The 15,330-nt window shown below is 71.2% G+C and carries 10 protein-coding genes; 5 read left to right on the top strand and 5 right to left on the bottom strand.

Annotated elements, in window-relative coordinates; genetic code table 11:
- Positions 1-42: 42 nt before the first annotated feature.
- Positions 43-2,673, bottom strand: a complete 2,631-nt coding sequence (locus L3i22_RS09625) for a glucosidase (RefSeq protein WP_221326615.1) — start codon at positions 2,671-2,673, stop codon at positions 43-45.
- Positions 2,674-2,787: 114 nt separating this feature from the next.
- On the opposite strand from L3i22_RS09625, the gene L3i22_RS09620 reads away from it, so the two are divergent.
- The 3 genes from L3i22_RS09620 to L3i22_RS09610 all read left to right on the top strand — a co-directional run bounded on the left by L3i22_RS09620 (position 2,788) and on the right by L3i22_RS09610 (position 6,719).
- Positions 2,788-4,608 carry an amylo-alpha-1,6-glucosidase gene (locus L3i22_RS09620; RefSeq protein ID WP_221329881.1) on the top strand — a complete coding sequence of 607 codons (1,821 nt, stop codon included), beginning with the start codon at positions 2,788-2,790 and terminating at the stop codon, positions 4,606-4,608.
- 50 nt (positions 4,609-4,658) lie between these two features.
- Entirely contained in the window at positions 4,659-6,137 is a 1,479-nt protein-coding gene (locus L3i22_RS09615) for a diguanylate cyclase (RefSeq protein ID WP_221326614.1), read from the top strand.
- 96 nt (positions 6,138-6,233) lie between these two features.
- On the top strand, positions 6,234-6,719 hold the full coding sequence (locus L3i22_RS09610; RefSeq protein WP_221326613.1) for an NUDIX domain-containing protein: 486 nt from the start codon (positions 6,234-6,236) through the stop codon (positions 6,717-6,719).
- Between the two features lie 298 nt (positions 6,720-7,017).
- Here the strand turns inward: L3i22_RS09610 and L3i22_RS09605 are convergent, their stop codons facing one another.
- A complete protein-coding gene (locus L3i22_RS09605; protein ID WP_221326612.1) occupies positions 7,018-7,689 on the bottom strand; it encodes a response regulator transcription factor in 672 nt (223 codons plus the stop codon).
- A complete protein-coding gene (locus L3i22_RS09600; protein WP_255658074.1) occupies positions 7,686-9,323 on the bottom strand; it encodes a sensor histidine kinase in 1,638 nt (545 codons plus the stop codon). The genes L3i22_RS09605 and L3i22_RS09600 overlap by 4 nt, the downstream gene beginning before the upstream one ends.
- Before the next feature lie 389 nt (positions 9,324-9,712).
- On the opposite strand from L3i22_RS09600, the gene L3i22_RS09595 reads away from it, so the two are divergent.
- Together L3i22_RS09595 and L3i22_RS09590 are read left to right on the top strand one after the other, a co-directional pair.
- Complete coding sequence (locus L3i22_RS09595; RefSeq protein ID WP_221326611.1) at positions 9,713-10,156, top strand: DUF1707 domain-containing protein; 444 nt, start codon at positions 9,713-9,715, stop codon at positions 10,154-10,156.
- Positions 10,157-10,266: 110 nt separating this feature from the next.
- Positions 10,267-11,091, top strand: coding sequence for a metal-dependent hydrolase (locus L3i22_RS09590; protein ID WP_221326610.1), 825 nt, complete (start codon positions 10,267-10,269; stop codon positions 11,089-11,091).
- A 32-nt stretch (positions 11,092-11,123) separates the two neighbouring features.
- On the opposite strand, the gene L3i22_RS09585 is transcribed toward L3i22_RS09590, so the two are convergent.
- Together L3i22_RS09585 and metH are read right to left on the bottom strand one after the other, a co-directional pair.
- Positions 11,124-11,621 (bottom strand): gluconokinase, encoded by a 498-nt coding sequence (locus L3i22_RS09585; protein WP_221326609.1) that lies wholly within the window; start codon positions 11,619-11,621, stop codon positions 11,124-11,126.
- 13 nt (positions 11,622-11,634) lie between these two features.
- Positions 11,635-15,234, bottom strand: coding sequence for a methionine synthase (gene metH / locus L3i22_RS09580; protein ID WP_221326608.1), 3,600 nt, complete (start codon positions 15,232-15,234; stop codon positions 11,635-11,637).
- Positions 15,235-15,330: the final 96 nt, after the last annotated feature.

Genomic DNA, 15,330 nt, shown 5'->3' with positions numbered 1-15,330 from the left:
GGGCACACCGATCGGTGTGCCCTCGTCGCGTTGTTCCGGGGATCAGCGGGGCTCGTGGAGGGTGAGGATCAGGTCGACGACCAGGGCGCTCCAGCCGGTCTGGTGCCAGGCGCCCAGGCCGGCCCCGTTGTCGCCGTGGAAGTACTCCGGGAAGACGACCAGGTCCTTCCAGTCCGGGTGGATCTGGAACAGCTCGGTGGCGCCGTAGATCGGGCGATGCCCGTCCGCGTCCGGGACGAACAGCGCGATCAACCGGCGCGCCAGGTCGTCGGCGACCTCGGCGAGCGAGACCTTGGTCTGCGAGCCGGTCGGGTACTCCACCCGCAGGTCCTCGCCGTAGAACTCGGCGAACTCCCGCAACGCCTCGACCAGCAGGTAGTTGACCGGCATCCAGACCGGGCCGCGCCAGTTCGAGTTGCCGCCGAACAGGCCGCTGGTGCTCTCGGCCGGCTCGTAGCCGACGGTGAAGTCGGAGCCGCCCAGCGACACCGTGAACGGCTTCTCCAGGTGGGCCCGGGAGAGCGTGCGCAGCCCGTACGGCGAAAGGAATTCCTCGGGGTCCAGCAACCGCGCCAGGATCCGCAGCAGTTGTTCCTGGCCGACCATGCTCAGCAGGCGCTGGCGGCGGCGGTCCGCGCCGCCCAGCCGCCGCGCGCTGATCACGTCGCCGTAGTCGGTCTGGCTGTGCAGCATCCACCGGACGCGCGCGTTCACCTCGGGCAGCCGGTTGAGGGTCTCCGAGGTGAGCCGGGTGGTCGCGGCGAGCGGCAGCAGGCCGACGATCGAGCGCGCCTTGAGCGGCACCTTGTGCCCGTCCGGCAGGCGCAGCACGTCGTAGAAGAAGCTGTCCTCCTCGTCCCAGAGCCCCTGCCGGTACGCCGCCTCGGCGATGTACATGAAGTGCTCGAGGAACTTGGTGGCCATGTCCTCGTAGGACCGGTCGTGCAGGGCCAGGATGATCGAGATGTCGAGCAGGTTGAGGGCGTACATCGCCATCCAGCCCGTGCCGTCGGACTGTTCGAGCACGCCGGCGACCGGCAGCGCGGCCGACCGGTCGAACGGGCCGACGTTGTCCAGGCCGAGGAAGCCGCCCTCGAAGACGTTGTTGCCGCCGACGTCCTTGCGGTTGACCCACCAGGTGAAGTTGAGCAGCAGCTTGTGCATCACCCGGGACAGGAAGTCGTAGTCGCGGCCGCCGTCGATCTCGAAGACCCGCAGCGCGGCCCACGCGTGCACCGGCGGATTCACGTCGGCGAACGACCACTCGTACGCGGGGATCTGGCCGTTGGGGTGCATGTACCACTCGCGGAGCAGCAGCAGGAGCTGGGACTTGGCGAAGCCCGGGTCGACGCGGCTGATGCTCACGCAGTGGAAGGCCAGGTCCCACGCGGCGTACCAGGGGTATTCCCACGGGTCCGGCATGCTGATCACGTCGAAGCTGTTCATGTGCCACCAGCCGTTGTTGCGCCCGTAGCGCCGGCCCGGTGGCGGTGGCGAGTTGCCCGGGTCGCCGACCAGCCACTGCTTCACGTCGAAGTGGTAGAACTGCTTGCCCCACATCAGACCGGCGATGCCCTGCCGGGCCACCGCGGCCTCGTCGGCGGAGGCCGCGGCCGGGATGATCCCGGCGAAGAACGCGTCGGCCTCGGCGAGCCGGTCGCGCATCACCGCGGTCCAGTCCCGGCCCAGGTCGAGCGGCGGCGACGGCGCGTCGGTCTGCGCCAGGCGGAGCCGGATGGTCCGGGTCTCCCCCGGCTTCAGCGTCAGCTCGTAGTGCAGCGATCCCTTGGTGCCGGTCCCGTTCGGATTCACCGTCGGCATGTCCGAGATCAGAAAATCATTGATCCCGTCCTTGGGGTACGGGCTGCGGCCCGGCAGCCCCCAGAGACGCTGGGAGTTGGTCTCGTTGTCACAGACCAGCGCCGGTGGCGTGCCCTCCGCGTCCAGGGTCACGTAGCCGAGCGAGCGGTGCCGCCCGGCGATCCGGCCCGGGGTCCCGGTCAGCGACGGCTGTGGACGGTTCGGCAGCCCCCAGGACCACGTGTTGCGGAACCACAGCGTCGGCAGCACGTGCAGGGTGGCCTTCTCCGGGCCGCGGTTGGAGACGGTGACGGCGATGCACATGTCGCGCGGGGAGGACTTGGCGTAGTCGACGGTCACCGCCCAGAACCGGTCCTGGTCGAAGATGCCGGTGTCGACCAGCTCGTACTCGCTCTCGGTCCGGGAGCGCTGCCCGTTCACCCGGACCAGCTGGTCGTACGGGAACTCGGCCTGGGGGTAGTGGTAACGCCACTTCATCCACGAGTGGGTCGGCGTCGAGTCCTGGTACCACCAGTAGTCCTTGGCGTCCTCGCCGTGGTTGCCGCCGTCGCCGCCGAGGCCGAACATCCGTTCCTTGAGGATCGGGTCCTTGCCGTTCCAGAGCGCGAGCGCGAAGCAGAACGTCTGCCGATCGTCACAGACGCCGGCCATCCCGTCGTCGTTCCACCGGTACGCCCGGGATCGCGCGTGATCGTGCGGGAAGTAGTCCCACGCCGTCCCGTGCTCGCTGTAGTCCTCGCGGACCGTGCCCCACGCCCGCTCGGAGAGGTAGGGACCCCAGGCGCGCCACGGCTGCTCGCCGGAGTCGGCCTGGGCCAGCCGATCCCGCTCCGACACGTCCGTTCTCACCATCCCCACGAAATTACGGTCAGGAGTCGATCACACTGAGACTGTCACGGTCTGGTGTCAAGTGTGTCGGCCTCGCCGATTCTTCCCCATGGTCGGAGGTCCCCTTCCATGTCCACCGTGCGGCCGATCGTCTTCGGACCACAGCTATGTACCGATCTGACCAGCGGATCGACCCGTGAGTGGCTTTTACCCGACGGGGTCGGTGGCTATGCCATGGGCACCGTCACGGGGCTGCGCACGCGGCGGTATCACGGGTTACTGATAGTGGCGGGAACAACACCCGCGTCCCGCATGCTGGGCCTCGCGTCCCTCGATCCGGTGCTGACCCTGGCCTCCGGCGCGCGGGTGCGGCTGGGCTGTCACGAGTGGGCCGGCGGGGCGATCGAGCCGCGCGGGCACGAGTTGCTGTCGTCGTTCGCGCTGATCGACGGGGTGCCGCGGTGGCGGTGGCGGATCGGCGACGTGGTGATCGAGCGGGAGATCGCGACGGTCCACGGGCGGCCGGCCGTCTCGATCGTGCACCGGCAGATCGCCGGCGCGCCGGTCCGGCTCACGCTGGAGGCGCTCTGCGCGTGGCGCGACGCGCACGCGGAGCAGGGTCCCACGCTCTCGGTGGCCACGACCGCGGACGGCTGCGTCGTCGAGGGCGCCTACCGGATCGCCGGGCCGGGCTTCGCCGCGGCCGGCGAGTGGTTCCGGGGGGTCCGTTACCGCGAGGAGGCGGCGCGCGGCCTTCAAGATCAAGAAAATTTGCGGTACGTGGGTAGCTTCACCTCCGCCCTCGAGCGTCCCGTCGAGGTCCTCGCCTGGGCCGGTGACCTCGACGATCCCCCGGTCGCCGGGTCCGCCGTGGACGCCACCCGGCGCCGCAACCGCGAGGTGGTCGCCGCCGCCGCGCCCGCCGACGCGGCGCTCGTCCTGGCCGCCGACGCGTTCGTGATCAAGGGGCCGGACGTGGTCGCCGGGTACCCGTGGTTCGGCGCCTGGTCGCGGGACACGATGATCAGCTACGAGGGGCTGTTCCTGGCCACCGGGCGCTTCTCGCTCGGCCGGGAGCTGCTGCTCTCGTACGCCGCGACGCTCTCCGAGGGGATGCTGGCGAACACCGCGGACACCGGGACGGTCGAGTACAACACCGCGGACGGGACGCTGTGGTTCCTGCACGCGGTGGACCGGCACGTGACGGTCACCGGCGACACCGACCTCGCCGCCGCGTTGCGGCCCGCGCTGGTGGCGGTGATCGATCACCACCTGTCCGGTACCCGCTACGGGATCAAGGCCGACCCGGTCGACGGCCTGCTCGTCCAGGGCGCTCCCGGGGCGGCGCTGACCTGGATGGACGCGCGGGTGGACGGGGTGCCGGTGACACCCCGTACCGGGAAAGCGGTTGATATCAATGCTTTGTGGGTCAACGCGCTGGCCGGTCTCGGTGACGCGTTCACGGCCCTGCACGCCAAGGCCCGGGACAGCTTCGCGCGGTCCTTCCCCACCCCGTCCGGGGAGTTGCGGGACGTGCTCGGCGATCCCACCACACGGCCGAACCAGCTGCTGGCCTGGTCGCTGCCGCACGCGCCGCTGCGACCGGACCCGGCCGTGCTGGCCCGGATCGGGGCGGCGCTGCTCACCCCGCTCGGATTGCGCAGCCAGGCGCCGGGCACGAACGGCTATCACGGGCGGCACGCGGGTGGGCCGGGCGAGCGGGACCGGGCGTACCACACCGGCACGGTCTGGCCGTGGCTCACCGGCCCGTACGTCGAAGCCTGGCACCGGCTCGGCGTCGAGCTGCCCGATGTGCTCGGCGACATCACCGGGCACCTGGAGGAGTACGGCCTCGGCTCGATCTCGGAGACCGCCGACGGCGACGCCCCGCACACCGGCACCGGTTGCCCGTTCCAGGCCTGGTCGGTGGCCGAGCATCTGCGGGCCCGAAAACTCTGACACTCCGGCAACGCACCCGATCTGCAACCGAAGGCCCCGACGCTTGTCCCATGGAACGCATCCGGCCATGGCGAGTCTGGCTCGTCGTCGTCGCCGTCTGCGCGCTGCTGCGCTGCCTGGGGCAGATCGGTGGCCTGCCGTTCCTCGGCTACGAGATCCCGTACCTGACGATCACCTGCGCCACCCCGGTCATGATCGTGATCGGGATCCTGCTGAACCGGCCGGCCCGCCCGGCCGGCTGGATCGCCCTCGCCGTCGCCCAGGCCTGCTACGCCGTCGCGGACGTCCTCTACAGCTTCGACGTGTGGAGCACCGGGGCGATGACCGAGCCGACCCCGAGCGACGTGTTCTACCTGACCAGCTCGCTGCTGACCGGGGCGGCGGTGCTGACCTTCATCCGGCGGCGCACCCCGGGCTGGGACCTCGCCACCGGGCTGGACGCGCTGGTCGTGGCGATCAGCGCCGGGCTGCTCAGCTGGGAGTTCTTCGTCGAGCCGGTGGCCCACGACTCGACGCTCACGCTGTCGGCGAAACTGACCGAGGCGGCGTACCCGATCCTCGACCTGATGCTGCTGATCCTGGCGATCCGGCTGGTGCTGCGCTCGGGCGGGCGCAGTCCGGCGCTGCGGCTGCTCTTCGGGTTCCTGTTGCTGATGTTCGCGGCGGACACCGTGTACGCCGTGGTGGGGTTGCTCGGCGGGGAGAACACCACCGAACCGTTCACCGGCGGGCTCTGGGTCGTCTCGCTCGGCCTGATCGGCGCGTGCGCGCTGCACCCGACGATGCGCGACTTCGACACCCGCGGCCTGGCCACCACGCCGGCCGCGACCCCGGCCCGGCTCACCATGCTGACCATCGCCGTACTGATGGTGCCCGGTCTGCAGCTCGGCGAGAACCTGGCCGGGCGGGACCTGAACGTGCCGCTCACCAGCGCCGCCTGCGCGGTGATGTTCCTGCTGGTCCTGGCCCGGATGGCGGGCCTGGTCGCGGCGCAGCGGCAGGCCGCCGACACGGACGGGCTGACCGGGGTGCGCAACCGCCGCTACTTCGAGGAGGCGCTCGTCACCGAGTGCCGGCGGGCCGCCCGCGCCGGTTACGACATCGGCCTCCTCATGATCGACATCGACCATTTCAAGAAGATCAACGATACGTACGGGCATCCGGGCGGCGACCGGGTCCTGCGCGAGCTCGCCCAGCGGCTCAACACCGGCGGGCGCGCGGGCACGGTGTTCGCCCGGTACGGCGGGGAGGAGTTCATCGCCCTGGTCCCGCACGTCACCGCCGGCGAGCTGCCGATCATCGCCGAACGCACCCGCAAGGCCGTCGCCGACCTCCCGATCGAGGTCACCGACCAGACCCTGATCACGGTCACCGCCTCGGTCGGCGCGGCCGCCGCCCCCGGCCCCCTCGCCTCCCCGGCCGAGCTTCTGCGGGCGGCCGACGAGGCCCTTTATGTCGCCAAATCGGCAGGCCGCAACCAGGCGGTAATCGCCCCCGAGGTCCCGGCCTCCTCCACCGCCCACCACTGACCCGACCATCGAGTCTCGAATTTCCGCCGCGACGCCGATTCGGTGATCGCACGGGACGTTCACACCGTGGCAACCGCTCGCGGATAGGTTCGAGGCATGCCTGCCTCCGATTACGTCCGGAACCTGCGAGCCCGGGTCGGCCAAGAGCTGATCATGTTCCCGACCGTCGCGGCGATCGTGCTCAACGACCGCGGCGAGGTCCTGCTCCACCAGCGCAGCGACAACGCGGAATGGAACCTGATCGCCGGCCTGATGGACCCGGGCGAACAGCCGGCCGACGCGGTGCTCCGCGAGGTCGAGGAGGAGACCGCCGTCCAGGTCAAGATCGAACGGCTGGCCGGCGTGGTGGCCCACGAGGTCACCTACGTCAACGGCGACCACTGCCAGATGGTCAACATGTTCTTCCGCTGCCGCGCGGTGGGCGGCGAGGCCCGCGTCAACGACAGCGAGTCCCTGGAGGTCGCCTGGTTCCCGCTGGACGCCCTCCCCGAACTGAACCAGTTCACCCACCGCATGCTGACCTTGGCCCTGGAGGAAGACGCCCCACCGTATTTCGCCACCCCCGGCGAAGGCGGCTTCTGACCACCCAGCCAGCCCCGCCCCACGCCCCGGCCTCCAGCCACCCGGCCCGGCCCGGCACCCAGCCCAGCCCAGCCCAGCCACCCGGCCAGCCCAGCCCGGCACCCAGCCCAGCCACCTGGTCTAGCCCGGCCACCCAGCCCAGCCCAGCCCAGCCCAGCCACCCGGCCCGGTCCAGCCAGCCGGTCCAGGCGGCCCGCACAGCCGACTTCAGCCCGCCGACACAACGCTCAGCCAAGCCCCGCCGCCCAAGCCCACCGGCACAGCACTCAGCGGGGTAGGCGAGACCGGCCGGTGGAGGTCAGGCGAGCCAGCCGGGGCGGATCAGGCCGGCTTCGTAGGCGTAGACGACCAGCTGGGCCCGGTCCCGCGCGCCAAGCTTGATCATGGTGCGGCTGACGTGGGTCTTCGCGGTAGCCGGGCTGATCACCAGGCGACTGGCGATCTCGTCGTTGGAGAGGCCCTCGGCGACCAGGGCCATCACCTCGCGTTCGCGGTCGGTGAGCTGGTCCAGCTCGCGCGGGGGCTCGGGCCGGCGGGCCGCGCCGGAGCCCGCGAACTCGCCGATCACCCGCCGGGTCACGCTCGGCGACAGCAGCGCGTCACCGCCGGCCACCGCCCGGACGCCACGGATCAGCTCGACCGGCTCGGTGTCCTTGACCAGGAACCCGGAGGCCCCGGTCCGCAGCGCCTCGAACACATACTCATCCAGCTCGAACGTCGTCAGGATGACCACCCGGGTGTCCGCACAGGCCGGGTCCGCGGCGATCCGCTTGGTCGCCTCCAGGCCGTCGACGCCGGGCATCCGGATGTCCATCAGCACCACGTCCGGCCGGGTCGCCCGCACCAGGTTCACCGCCTGCACCCCGTCGGCCGCCTCGCCGACCACCTGGATGTCCGGCTCCGCGTCGAGCAAAGCCCGGAACCCGGCCCGGACCAGCGCCTGATCGTCCGCCAGCACTACCGAGATCATCTCTCCCCCTCAGATGTCACACGCTCGTCCGAACCCTCCGCACCACCACGCCGGCCCAGCCCCCGCCGACCCCCATCGCCCTCACCCACAGCCACCCCGCCGCCCGTTCCCGCTCCGCCGCCCGTGCCCGCTCCGCTGTCGGTTCCCGCCCCGCCACGAACATCGCCGCCCACGACCGGCACCTCGTGCACCCGATCGCCCTCCCCCGGCTCGCGGCGACCCGCACCGTTCAAGCCCGGCCTCCACTCCGCGTCGTCATCCGAGTCCCGAGACGGCAAGCCGCCGGGAGCCACGCCAACGCCCGACGCGGCGGCAGGCGCGGATTCAGAGGGCGCCACGGCGGCAGCAGGCGATGCGGGCGCAGGCGCGGAATCGGGGGGCGACGCGGCGGCCGGGGGCGACGCGGCGGAGGAGGCCGACGCAGCGGCGGGGGCATCGGCCGGAGAGGTGGCGTCGGGTGGTGGCTTCGTGGGGAGGATGACGGTGACCAGGAAGCCACCCGTCGGCGGGCACCCCGCCTCCAACCGGCCGCCCAGACTCTCCGCCCGAGCCCGCATCCCCGCGATCCCGCTCCCCTTGTCCGCCTCCGGAACCGGGACCGGCGGCTCCGCCGTCGCCGGCCCGCCGTTGCGGATCGAGAGGTACAGCGCGGCCGGAAGGTAGCCCACCGCGACGTCCGCCTCCGGCTGCGGCCCGGCGTGGTGGCGGCGCACGTTGGTCAGCGCCTCCTGGACGATCCGGTAGGCGGCCCGGTCGACCTCGGCGGGCAGCTCCCGTGGCTCGCCGGTCACCGTCAGGCGGACCGGGATGCCGGCCGACGCGGTCAGCTCGCTCAGGCCGTTGAGGCCGAGCGTGGGCTGGCGCGGCGCGGCCTCCCCCTCGGTGCGCAGCACGCCCAGGACGGAGCGCACCTCGCGCAGCGCCTCCGCGCTCGCGCTCTTGATCGCGGTCAGGGCCTCCCGGGCCTGCTCGGGCCGCTGGTCCATCAGGTGCAGCCCGACACCGGCCTGCACGTTGATCAGCGACAGGTGGTGGCCGAGCACGTCGTGCAGCTCCTGGGCGATCCGCAGCCGCTCCTCGGAGGCGAGCCGGCGCTCCTGCTCGGCGCGCGCCCGGGCCTGCTCGGCGCGGACCTTGGCCTGCTCGGCGTAGTTTTCCGCGCGGATGCGGGCGGCGCCGCCGAGCAGGATCACCACGCCCAGCACGGTGGCGACCAGGCAGGCCTGCCCGGTTTTCGGCCGGACCGCCTCGTCGAGCCCGAGCGGGCCGGCGAACCCGAGGACCACCCCGAGCCAGACCGCCCAGACGGTCGCGGCGCCGATCAGCGCGGCCTGGCGCCGGCCTGTCCGGGCCAGGGAGTAGAGCGCGACGACGGCGGGGACGGCGTAGCCGGCGTGCAGCGACAGGTGGGTGATCAGGTAGATCGACGCGGCCGAGGCGGCCAGGAACGCGGTGAGCGGCGCACGGCGGCGCAGGAAGAGCGCGGCCGGACCGGCCAGCAGCAGCAGGGTGGTGAAGTTGGTCCACGGCTGGAGCAGCCGGCCGTGACCGGACAGCACGTTGGTGCTGACCATCTGGATCACCGTCGTCGCGATCACCGCGCTGTGCGGCCACCCACCGTGCGCCTGCCGCACCCGCCGCCGCCAGGGCGACCCGGGCCGCTCCGCATCCGGCCCCGGCCCGGAAGGGGAGGGGTCGGGACCCGCGGGGGAAGAGGACGAGGAAGAAGCGTCGGGCACCGAGCAGCCGTCGTCACCCCGGCGACCCTCCGGCCCCCGGCGCCCGTCCCGGCCACGCTCCCTCATGCAGCCGAAACTACGTCACCGCAGCCCCCACGACATCGGCCGCAGGTCAGGATCCCCACGTACGCCCACGGGCGTATCCCACCTCCCCGCGTACGACCCAGGTCGTACAAAATCAGCAATTGATCTTGAAATGCACCGCTCCCGAATGCGTCGCCGGGCCGACGCCGCGGCCCTGCCCCGCGCGGACCCTGGGGATCAGGAAAACCGAGGAGGACATCGTGCATCCCGAAGAAGCGACCTGGTCCGGGCCGGCCCGGCTGCGGACCTCTGACACCGAGCGCGAGGAGATCGCCGAGATCCTGCGCGCCGCGATGACCGAGGGCCGCCTCAGCCTGGACGAGGGCGAGGAGCGCCTGACCACCACCTATGCCGCGAAATACCGCGACGAGCTGGACGTGCTCACCCGGGATCTGCCGTTCGGCGGGCGCCAGGCCCTGGCCCGCACGCCGCACCGCCGAGCCGCGACACGCCGTTCCCTGCAGCGGCACGCCAGTTTCATCATGATCGTCGCGGGCCTGCTGACCGCGCTCTGGGTGCTCTCCGGAGCGCACTTCTTCTGGCCGCTGTTCCCGCTGTTCTTCCTGATGACGGGCTTGCTCCGGCATGCCCGGCAGGGCCGCTACGAGTTCGCCCACACCCACCGGATGCACCCGCGCCACTGACCGGAAACTGTCGGGTGGCCGACTCCACTCCGCTGTGGACCCGGCAGTCGTTGATCTTCGTCCCGCACTCTGCGACAGTGTCGCAGTTTGTTCGGGGAGGGACGACGCTCATGATGGGTCCATCGCACGCACTGTCGGGGGCGGCCGCCTGGCTGGCCGGCAGCTGGGCGCTCGACCAGTTCGCTGACTACCACCAGACGCCGCTGATGATCGGCGTGGGCACCGCGATGGCCGCCGGTGGCGCGCTGCTGCCCGATTTTGATCTGTCCGGGAAGGTGACCACCAACCAGGGTGGTGCCACGGTCGCCCGGACGTTCGGGGTGATCTCGCTGTTCGTGGCCGAGGTGATCGAGAAGATCTCGCTCGGCATCTACACGGCGACCCGGCAGAGCCGGGACCCGAAGCGGGACCACGGGCACCGGACGTTCACGCACACCCTGCCGTTCGCCGCGCTGATCGGCTGGGGCACCACCGCGCTGGCCGCGCACTACGGCAAGTGGGCGGTGGTCGGCATCATCTTCTTCATGGCCGGCCTGGCGCTGCGCGGCCTGTTCGAGAAGTGGGCGGAGAAGGCCGGCTGGCTGATCGTGACACTCGCCTCGGCCGGCATCGCCTGGTTCACCGCGGCCAACCTGCCCGGCGACCGCGGTTATCCGCTGCTCGGCTTCGCGGTCGGCGCCGGCTGCGTGGTGCACCTGCTCGGCGACATGATCACGAAGAACGGCGTGCCGATCTTCTGGCCGATCCCGACCGGCCGCGGCCGGATGTGGCGCATGATCGGCATCCCGAACCAGTTCGCGGTGAAGGTCGGCGGCAAGACCGAGACGGTCATCCTGACCACCGCCTTCACGATCATCTCGTTCGTCTCGCTGATCGGTCTGTTCGCGCCGATCCTGCTGGAGCGCCTCCACCTGGACGTGTGGGCCTCGAAGTAGCACGGGCCGGCTTTTCACAACCCCAAAAACAATTATTGGGTACGGGAAAGCCGGCTCAGCACCTTCTCCACAATCGTCTCCACCGGCAACGTGGCGTCCACGCCCACCCCGTTCTCCTCCGCCGCCAGCGGCTCCAGGATCGCGAACTGGGACTGCACGAGCACCCCGGGCATGAAGTGCCCGACACGCTTGCTGACCCGCGCCTCGGCCACCTCGGGCGTCAGCACGAGGTGCGCGAAGAACGCTTCGGGATTCCCGCCGCGCAGCACGTCCCGGTACCCCCGCTTGAGCGCCGAGCAGCTCACCACCAGCCCGTCTGCCCCGGCCGCGGCGATCTGACCGGCGATCGCCGCGAGCCAGGGCGCCCGGTCCTCGTCGGTGAGCGGCACCCCACTGTGCATCTTGGCCACGTTCGCCGGTGGATGAAAATCATCGGCTTCCGCGTACGGCACCCCGAGCCGTTCCGCCAGGGCCCTGCCGATCGTGCTCTTGCCGCAGCCCGCGACACCCATCACCACGATCGGCACCATCGCCGCTCCCCCGTCAGTCGATCGAGTAGGCCAGGTTCGGCCGCAGCCAGCGTTCCACCTCGGCCAGCGGCATGCCACGCCGGGCGGCGTAGTCCTCCACTTGATCCTTACCCAGCCGGCCGACGGTGAAATACTTCGCCTCCGGGTGGGCGAAGATCAGGCCGCTGACCGCCGCGGCCGGGGTCATCGCGAACGACTCGGTCAGCTGCATCCCGATCCGGCCGGTGTCGAGCAGCTGGAACAGGTCCTTCTTCTCGCTGTGGTCCGGGCTCGCCGGGTAGCCCAGCGCCGGCCGGATGCCCCGGAAGCGCTCGGCGTGCAGGTCGGCCAGCTTCGGCTGCGAGCCCGGCTCGAACCAGTCGCGGCGGGCCTTGAGGTGCAGGTACTCCGCGAACGCCTCGGCCAGCCGGTCGGCCAGGGCCTTGACCATGATCGCCTTGTAGTCGTCCTGTTCGGCCTCGTACTTCTTGGCCAGCTTCTCCGCGCCGTGGATGGCGACCGCGAAGCCGCCGAGGTGGTCGCCGGCCGGGGCGATGTAGTCGGCGAGGCAGCGGTTGGCGCGGCCGGCCGGCTTCTCCGACTGCTGGCGCAGCATCGGGAAGCCGCGCCCGTTCGCCAGCCGGATGTCGTCCCCGTCGCTGTGCGCGGGCCAGAACCCGTAGAGGCCGCGGGCCTGGAACGAACCGTCCGCGATGATCTGGTCGAGCATCGCGTTGGCGTCGTCGAAGAGCTCCCTGGCCACCGGCTCCTTGAGGATCGCCGGGTACTTCCCCTTCAGCTCCCAGGCCAGGAAGAGGAACTGCCAGTCGATCATCTCGCGCAGCTCGGCGATGGTCGGCTGCACCTCGCGGACCCCGGTGAAGGCGGGCGTGGGCAGCTCGCTGAAGTCGACCCGCTCCCGGTTCGCCCGGGCCTGCGCGACGGTGAGCAGCGGCACGGCGTGCCGCTTCTCGTGCTGCTCGCGCAGCCGCTCCTGGTCGGCCCGGTTCGCCTCGTCGAGCTTGACCGAGCGGTCGGTGTCGAGCAGGTCGGCGACGACGCCGACGACCCGGGACGCGTCCAGCACGTGCACGGTGGAGCCGTCGTACGCCGGCGCGATCCGCACCGCGGTGTGCTGCTTGGACGTGGTCGCCCCGCCGATCAGCAGCGGCAGCTTGAGCCCGCGCCGCTGCATCTCCGCGCCGACCGCGACCATCTCGTCCAGCGACGGCGTGATCAGGCCGGACAGCCCGATCGCGTCGGCCCCCTCGGCGATCGCGACGTCCAGGATCTTGGCGGTCGGGACCATCACGCCGAGGTCGATCACCTCGTAGTTGTTGCAGCCCAGCACCACGCCGACGATGTTCTTGCCGATGTCGTGGACGTCGCCCTTGACCGTGGCGAGCACCACCTTGCCCTGCCCGCGGGAGCCCTCGGTCTTGTCCTTCTCCATGTAGGGCAGCAGGTAGGCCACCGAGCGCTTCATCACCCGGGCGCTCTTGACCACCTGGGGCAGGAACATCTTGCCGGAGCCGAACAGGTCGCCGACGATGCTCATGCCGTCCATCAGCGGGCCCTCGATCACGTCGAGCGCCCGGGGCAGCTTCAGCCGGGCCTCCTCGGTGTCCGCCTCGATGAAGTCGACGATGCCGTGCACCAGCGCGTGGCTGAGCCGCTGCTCGACCTCCGCCTCGCGCCAGGAGAGGTCGATCTCCCGCTTGGCGCCGCTGCCGGTGACCGTGGAGGCGAAGGTGACCAGGCGGTCGGTGGCGTCCTCCCGGCGGTCGAAGAGCACGTCCTCGACCAGCTCCAGCAGGTCGGCCGGGATGTCCTGGTAGACCGCGAGCTGGCCGGCGTTGACGATGCCCATGTCCAGCCCGGCCTGGACCGCGTAGAACAGGAACGCCGAGTGCATGGCCTCGCGGACGATGTCGTTGCCGCGGAACGCGAACGACAGGTTGGAGATGCCGCCGCTGGTCCGGGCGCCCGGGCAGCGCGCCTTGATCCGCGGGAGCGCGTCCAGGAACGCCTTCGCGTACCCGTTGTGCTCGGCGATGCCGGTCGCCACGGCCAGCACGTTCGGGTCGAAGATGATGTCGGTGGGCTCGAAGCCGTCCTCGACCAGCAGGTCGTAGGCGCGGCCGCAGATCGACACCTTGCGGTCGGCGGTGTCCGCCTGGCCCTGCTCGTCGAAGGCCATCACCACCACGCCGGCGCCGAAGTCCCGGATCCGCCGGGCCTGCGCCAGGAACGGCTCGGGCCCCTCCTTCAGGCTGATCGAGTTGACCACGCCCTTGCCCTGGACGCACTTGAGGCCGGCCTCGAGCACGTTCCACTTCGAGCTGTCGATCATGATCGGGATCCGGGCCACCTCGGGCTCGGTCGCGATCAGGTTGAGGAACGTGGTCATCGCCCGCTCGCTGTCCAGCAGGTCGGCGTCCATGTTCACGTCGAGCAGGTTCGCGCCGCCGCGGACCTGGTCCAGCGCCACGTCGACGGCGGCCTGGTAGTCGTCGGCCTCGATCAGCCGGCGGAACTTGGCCGAGCCGGTCACGTTGGTCCGCTCGCCGATCATCACGAACCCGGTGTCCGGGCCGATCTCGAACGGCTCCAGGCCGCTGAAGCGGGTGGCCGGCGCGGGCGGGGCGATCACCCGGGGCGCCGACGAGGAGACCGCCGCGGCGATCTCGGCGATGTGCGCCGGGGTGGTGCCGCAGCAGCCGCCGACGATGTTGACCAGGCCGGACTCGGCGAACTCGCCGATCAGCACGCCGGTCTCGGCGGGGGTCTGGTCGTAGCCGCCGAACGCGTTCGGCAGGCCGGCGTTCGGGTGCGAGGCGACGAAAGTGTTCGACAGCCGGGCCAGCTCGACCACGTGCTGGCGCACCTCGGCCGCGCCGAGCGCGCAGTTCAGGCCGACGACCAGCGGCTCGGCCCGCTCGACCGAGCGCCAGAACGCCTCCACGGTCTGCCCGGACAGGGTCCGGCCGGAGAGGTCGACGATGGTGACCGAGATCCAGAGCGGCAGCTCCGGGGCGACCTCACGGGCCGCCGCGACCGCCGCCTTGGCGTTCAGCGTGTCGAAGATCGTCTCGATCATCAGAAGATCGACGCCGCCTTCGGCGAGCGCCAGGATCTGTTCGGCGTACGACGTCTTCACCTGATCGAAGGTGACCGCGCGATAGGCCGGGTCGTCGACCTTGGGCGACAACGAGAGCGTCACGTTCAGCGGTCCCACACAGCCGGCGACGAACCGCGGCCGCCCGTCCCGCGCCGCCGCCTCGTCGGCGGCCTGCCGGGCCAGCCGGGCCCCCTGCACGTTCATGTCGTGCACCAGGTGCTCCAGCCCGTAGTCGGCCTGGGCGATGGTGGTCGCGGTGAACGTGTTCGTGGTGGTGATGTCGGCGCCGGCCGCCAGATACTGCCGGTGCACGTCGAGCACCACGTCCGGCCGGGTCAGGTTGAGCAGGTCGGGGTCGCCGGTGACGTCCTGCTCGTGGTCGGCCGGGATCAGGTCGGCACGGTAGTCGGCCGGGGTCAGCCGGGCGCCCTGCAGCATCGTGCCCCAGGCGCCGTCCAGCACCAGGACCCGCTCAGCGAGCAGTTCGCGCAGCTCGGTGACGGTCTGAGTCACGGGTACACACCTCCGAGAGAAGTCGGAGGCGCCCTTGTTCCGGGAGTTCACCGGTCGAGCGTGACGGGTGGGCCCGCTGCAGCGCCTCTCGGCCGG

The sequence above is a fragment of the Actinoplanes sp. L3-i22 genome (assembly GCF_019704555.1).
GTDB lineage: Bacteria > Actinomycetota > Actinomycetes > Mycobacteriales > Micromonosporaceae > Actinoplanes.
Note: the sequence above shows the minus strand (reverse complement) of the source record. Positions and strands in the feature narration are given on the sequence as shown.

Bases quoted from the DNA above. Each gene is read 5' to 3' on its own strand.
- L3i22_RS09605 (WP_221326612.1), bottom strand. From the start codon at position 7,689: ATGATCTCGGTAGTGCTGGCGGACGATCAGGCGCTGGTCCGGGCCGGG.
- L3i22_RS09590 (WP_221326610.1), top strand. From the start codon at position 10,267: ATGATGGGTCCATCGCACGCACTGTCGGGGGCGGCCGCCTGGCTGGCC.
- L3i22_RS09610 (WP_221326613.1), top strand. From the start codon at position 6,234: ATGCCTGCCTCCGATTACGTCCGGAACCTGCGAGCCCGGGTCGGCCAA.
- L3i22_RS09615 (WP_221326614.1), top strand. From the start codon at position 4,659: ATGGAACGCATCCGGCCATGGCGAGTCTGGCTCGTCGTCGTCGCCGTC.
- L3i22_RS09585 (WP_221326609.1), bottom strand. From the start codon at position 11,621: ATGGTGCCGATCGTGGTGATGGGTGTCGCGGGCTGCGGCAAGAGCACG.
- L3i22_RS09625 (WP_221326615.1), bottom strand. From the start codon at position 2,673: ATGGTGAGAACGGACGTGTCGGAGCGGGATCGGCTGGCCCAGGCCGAC.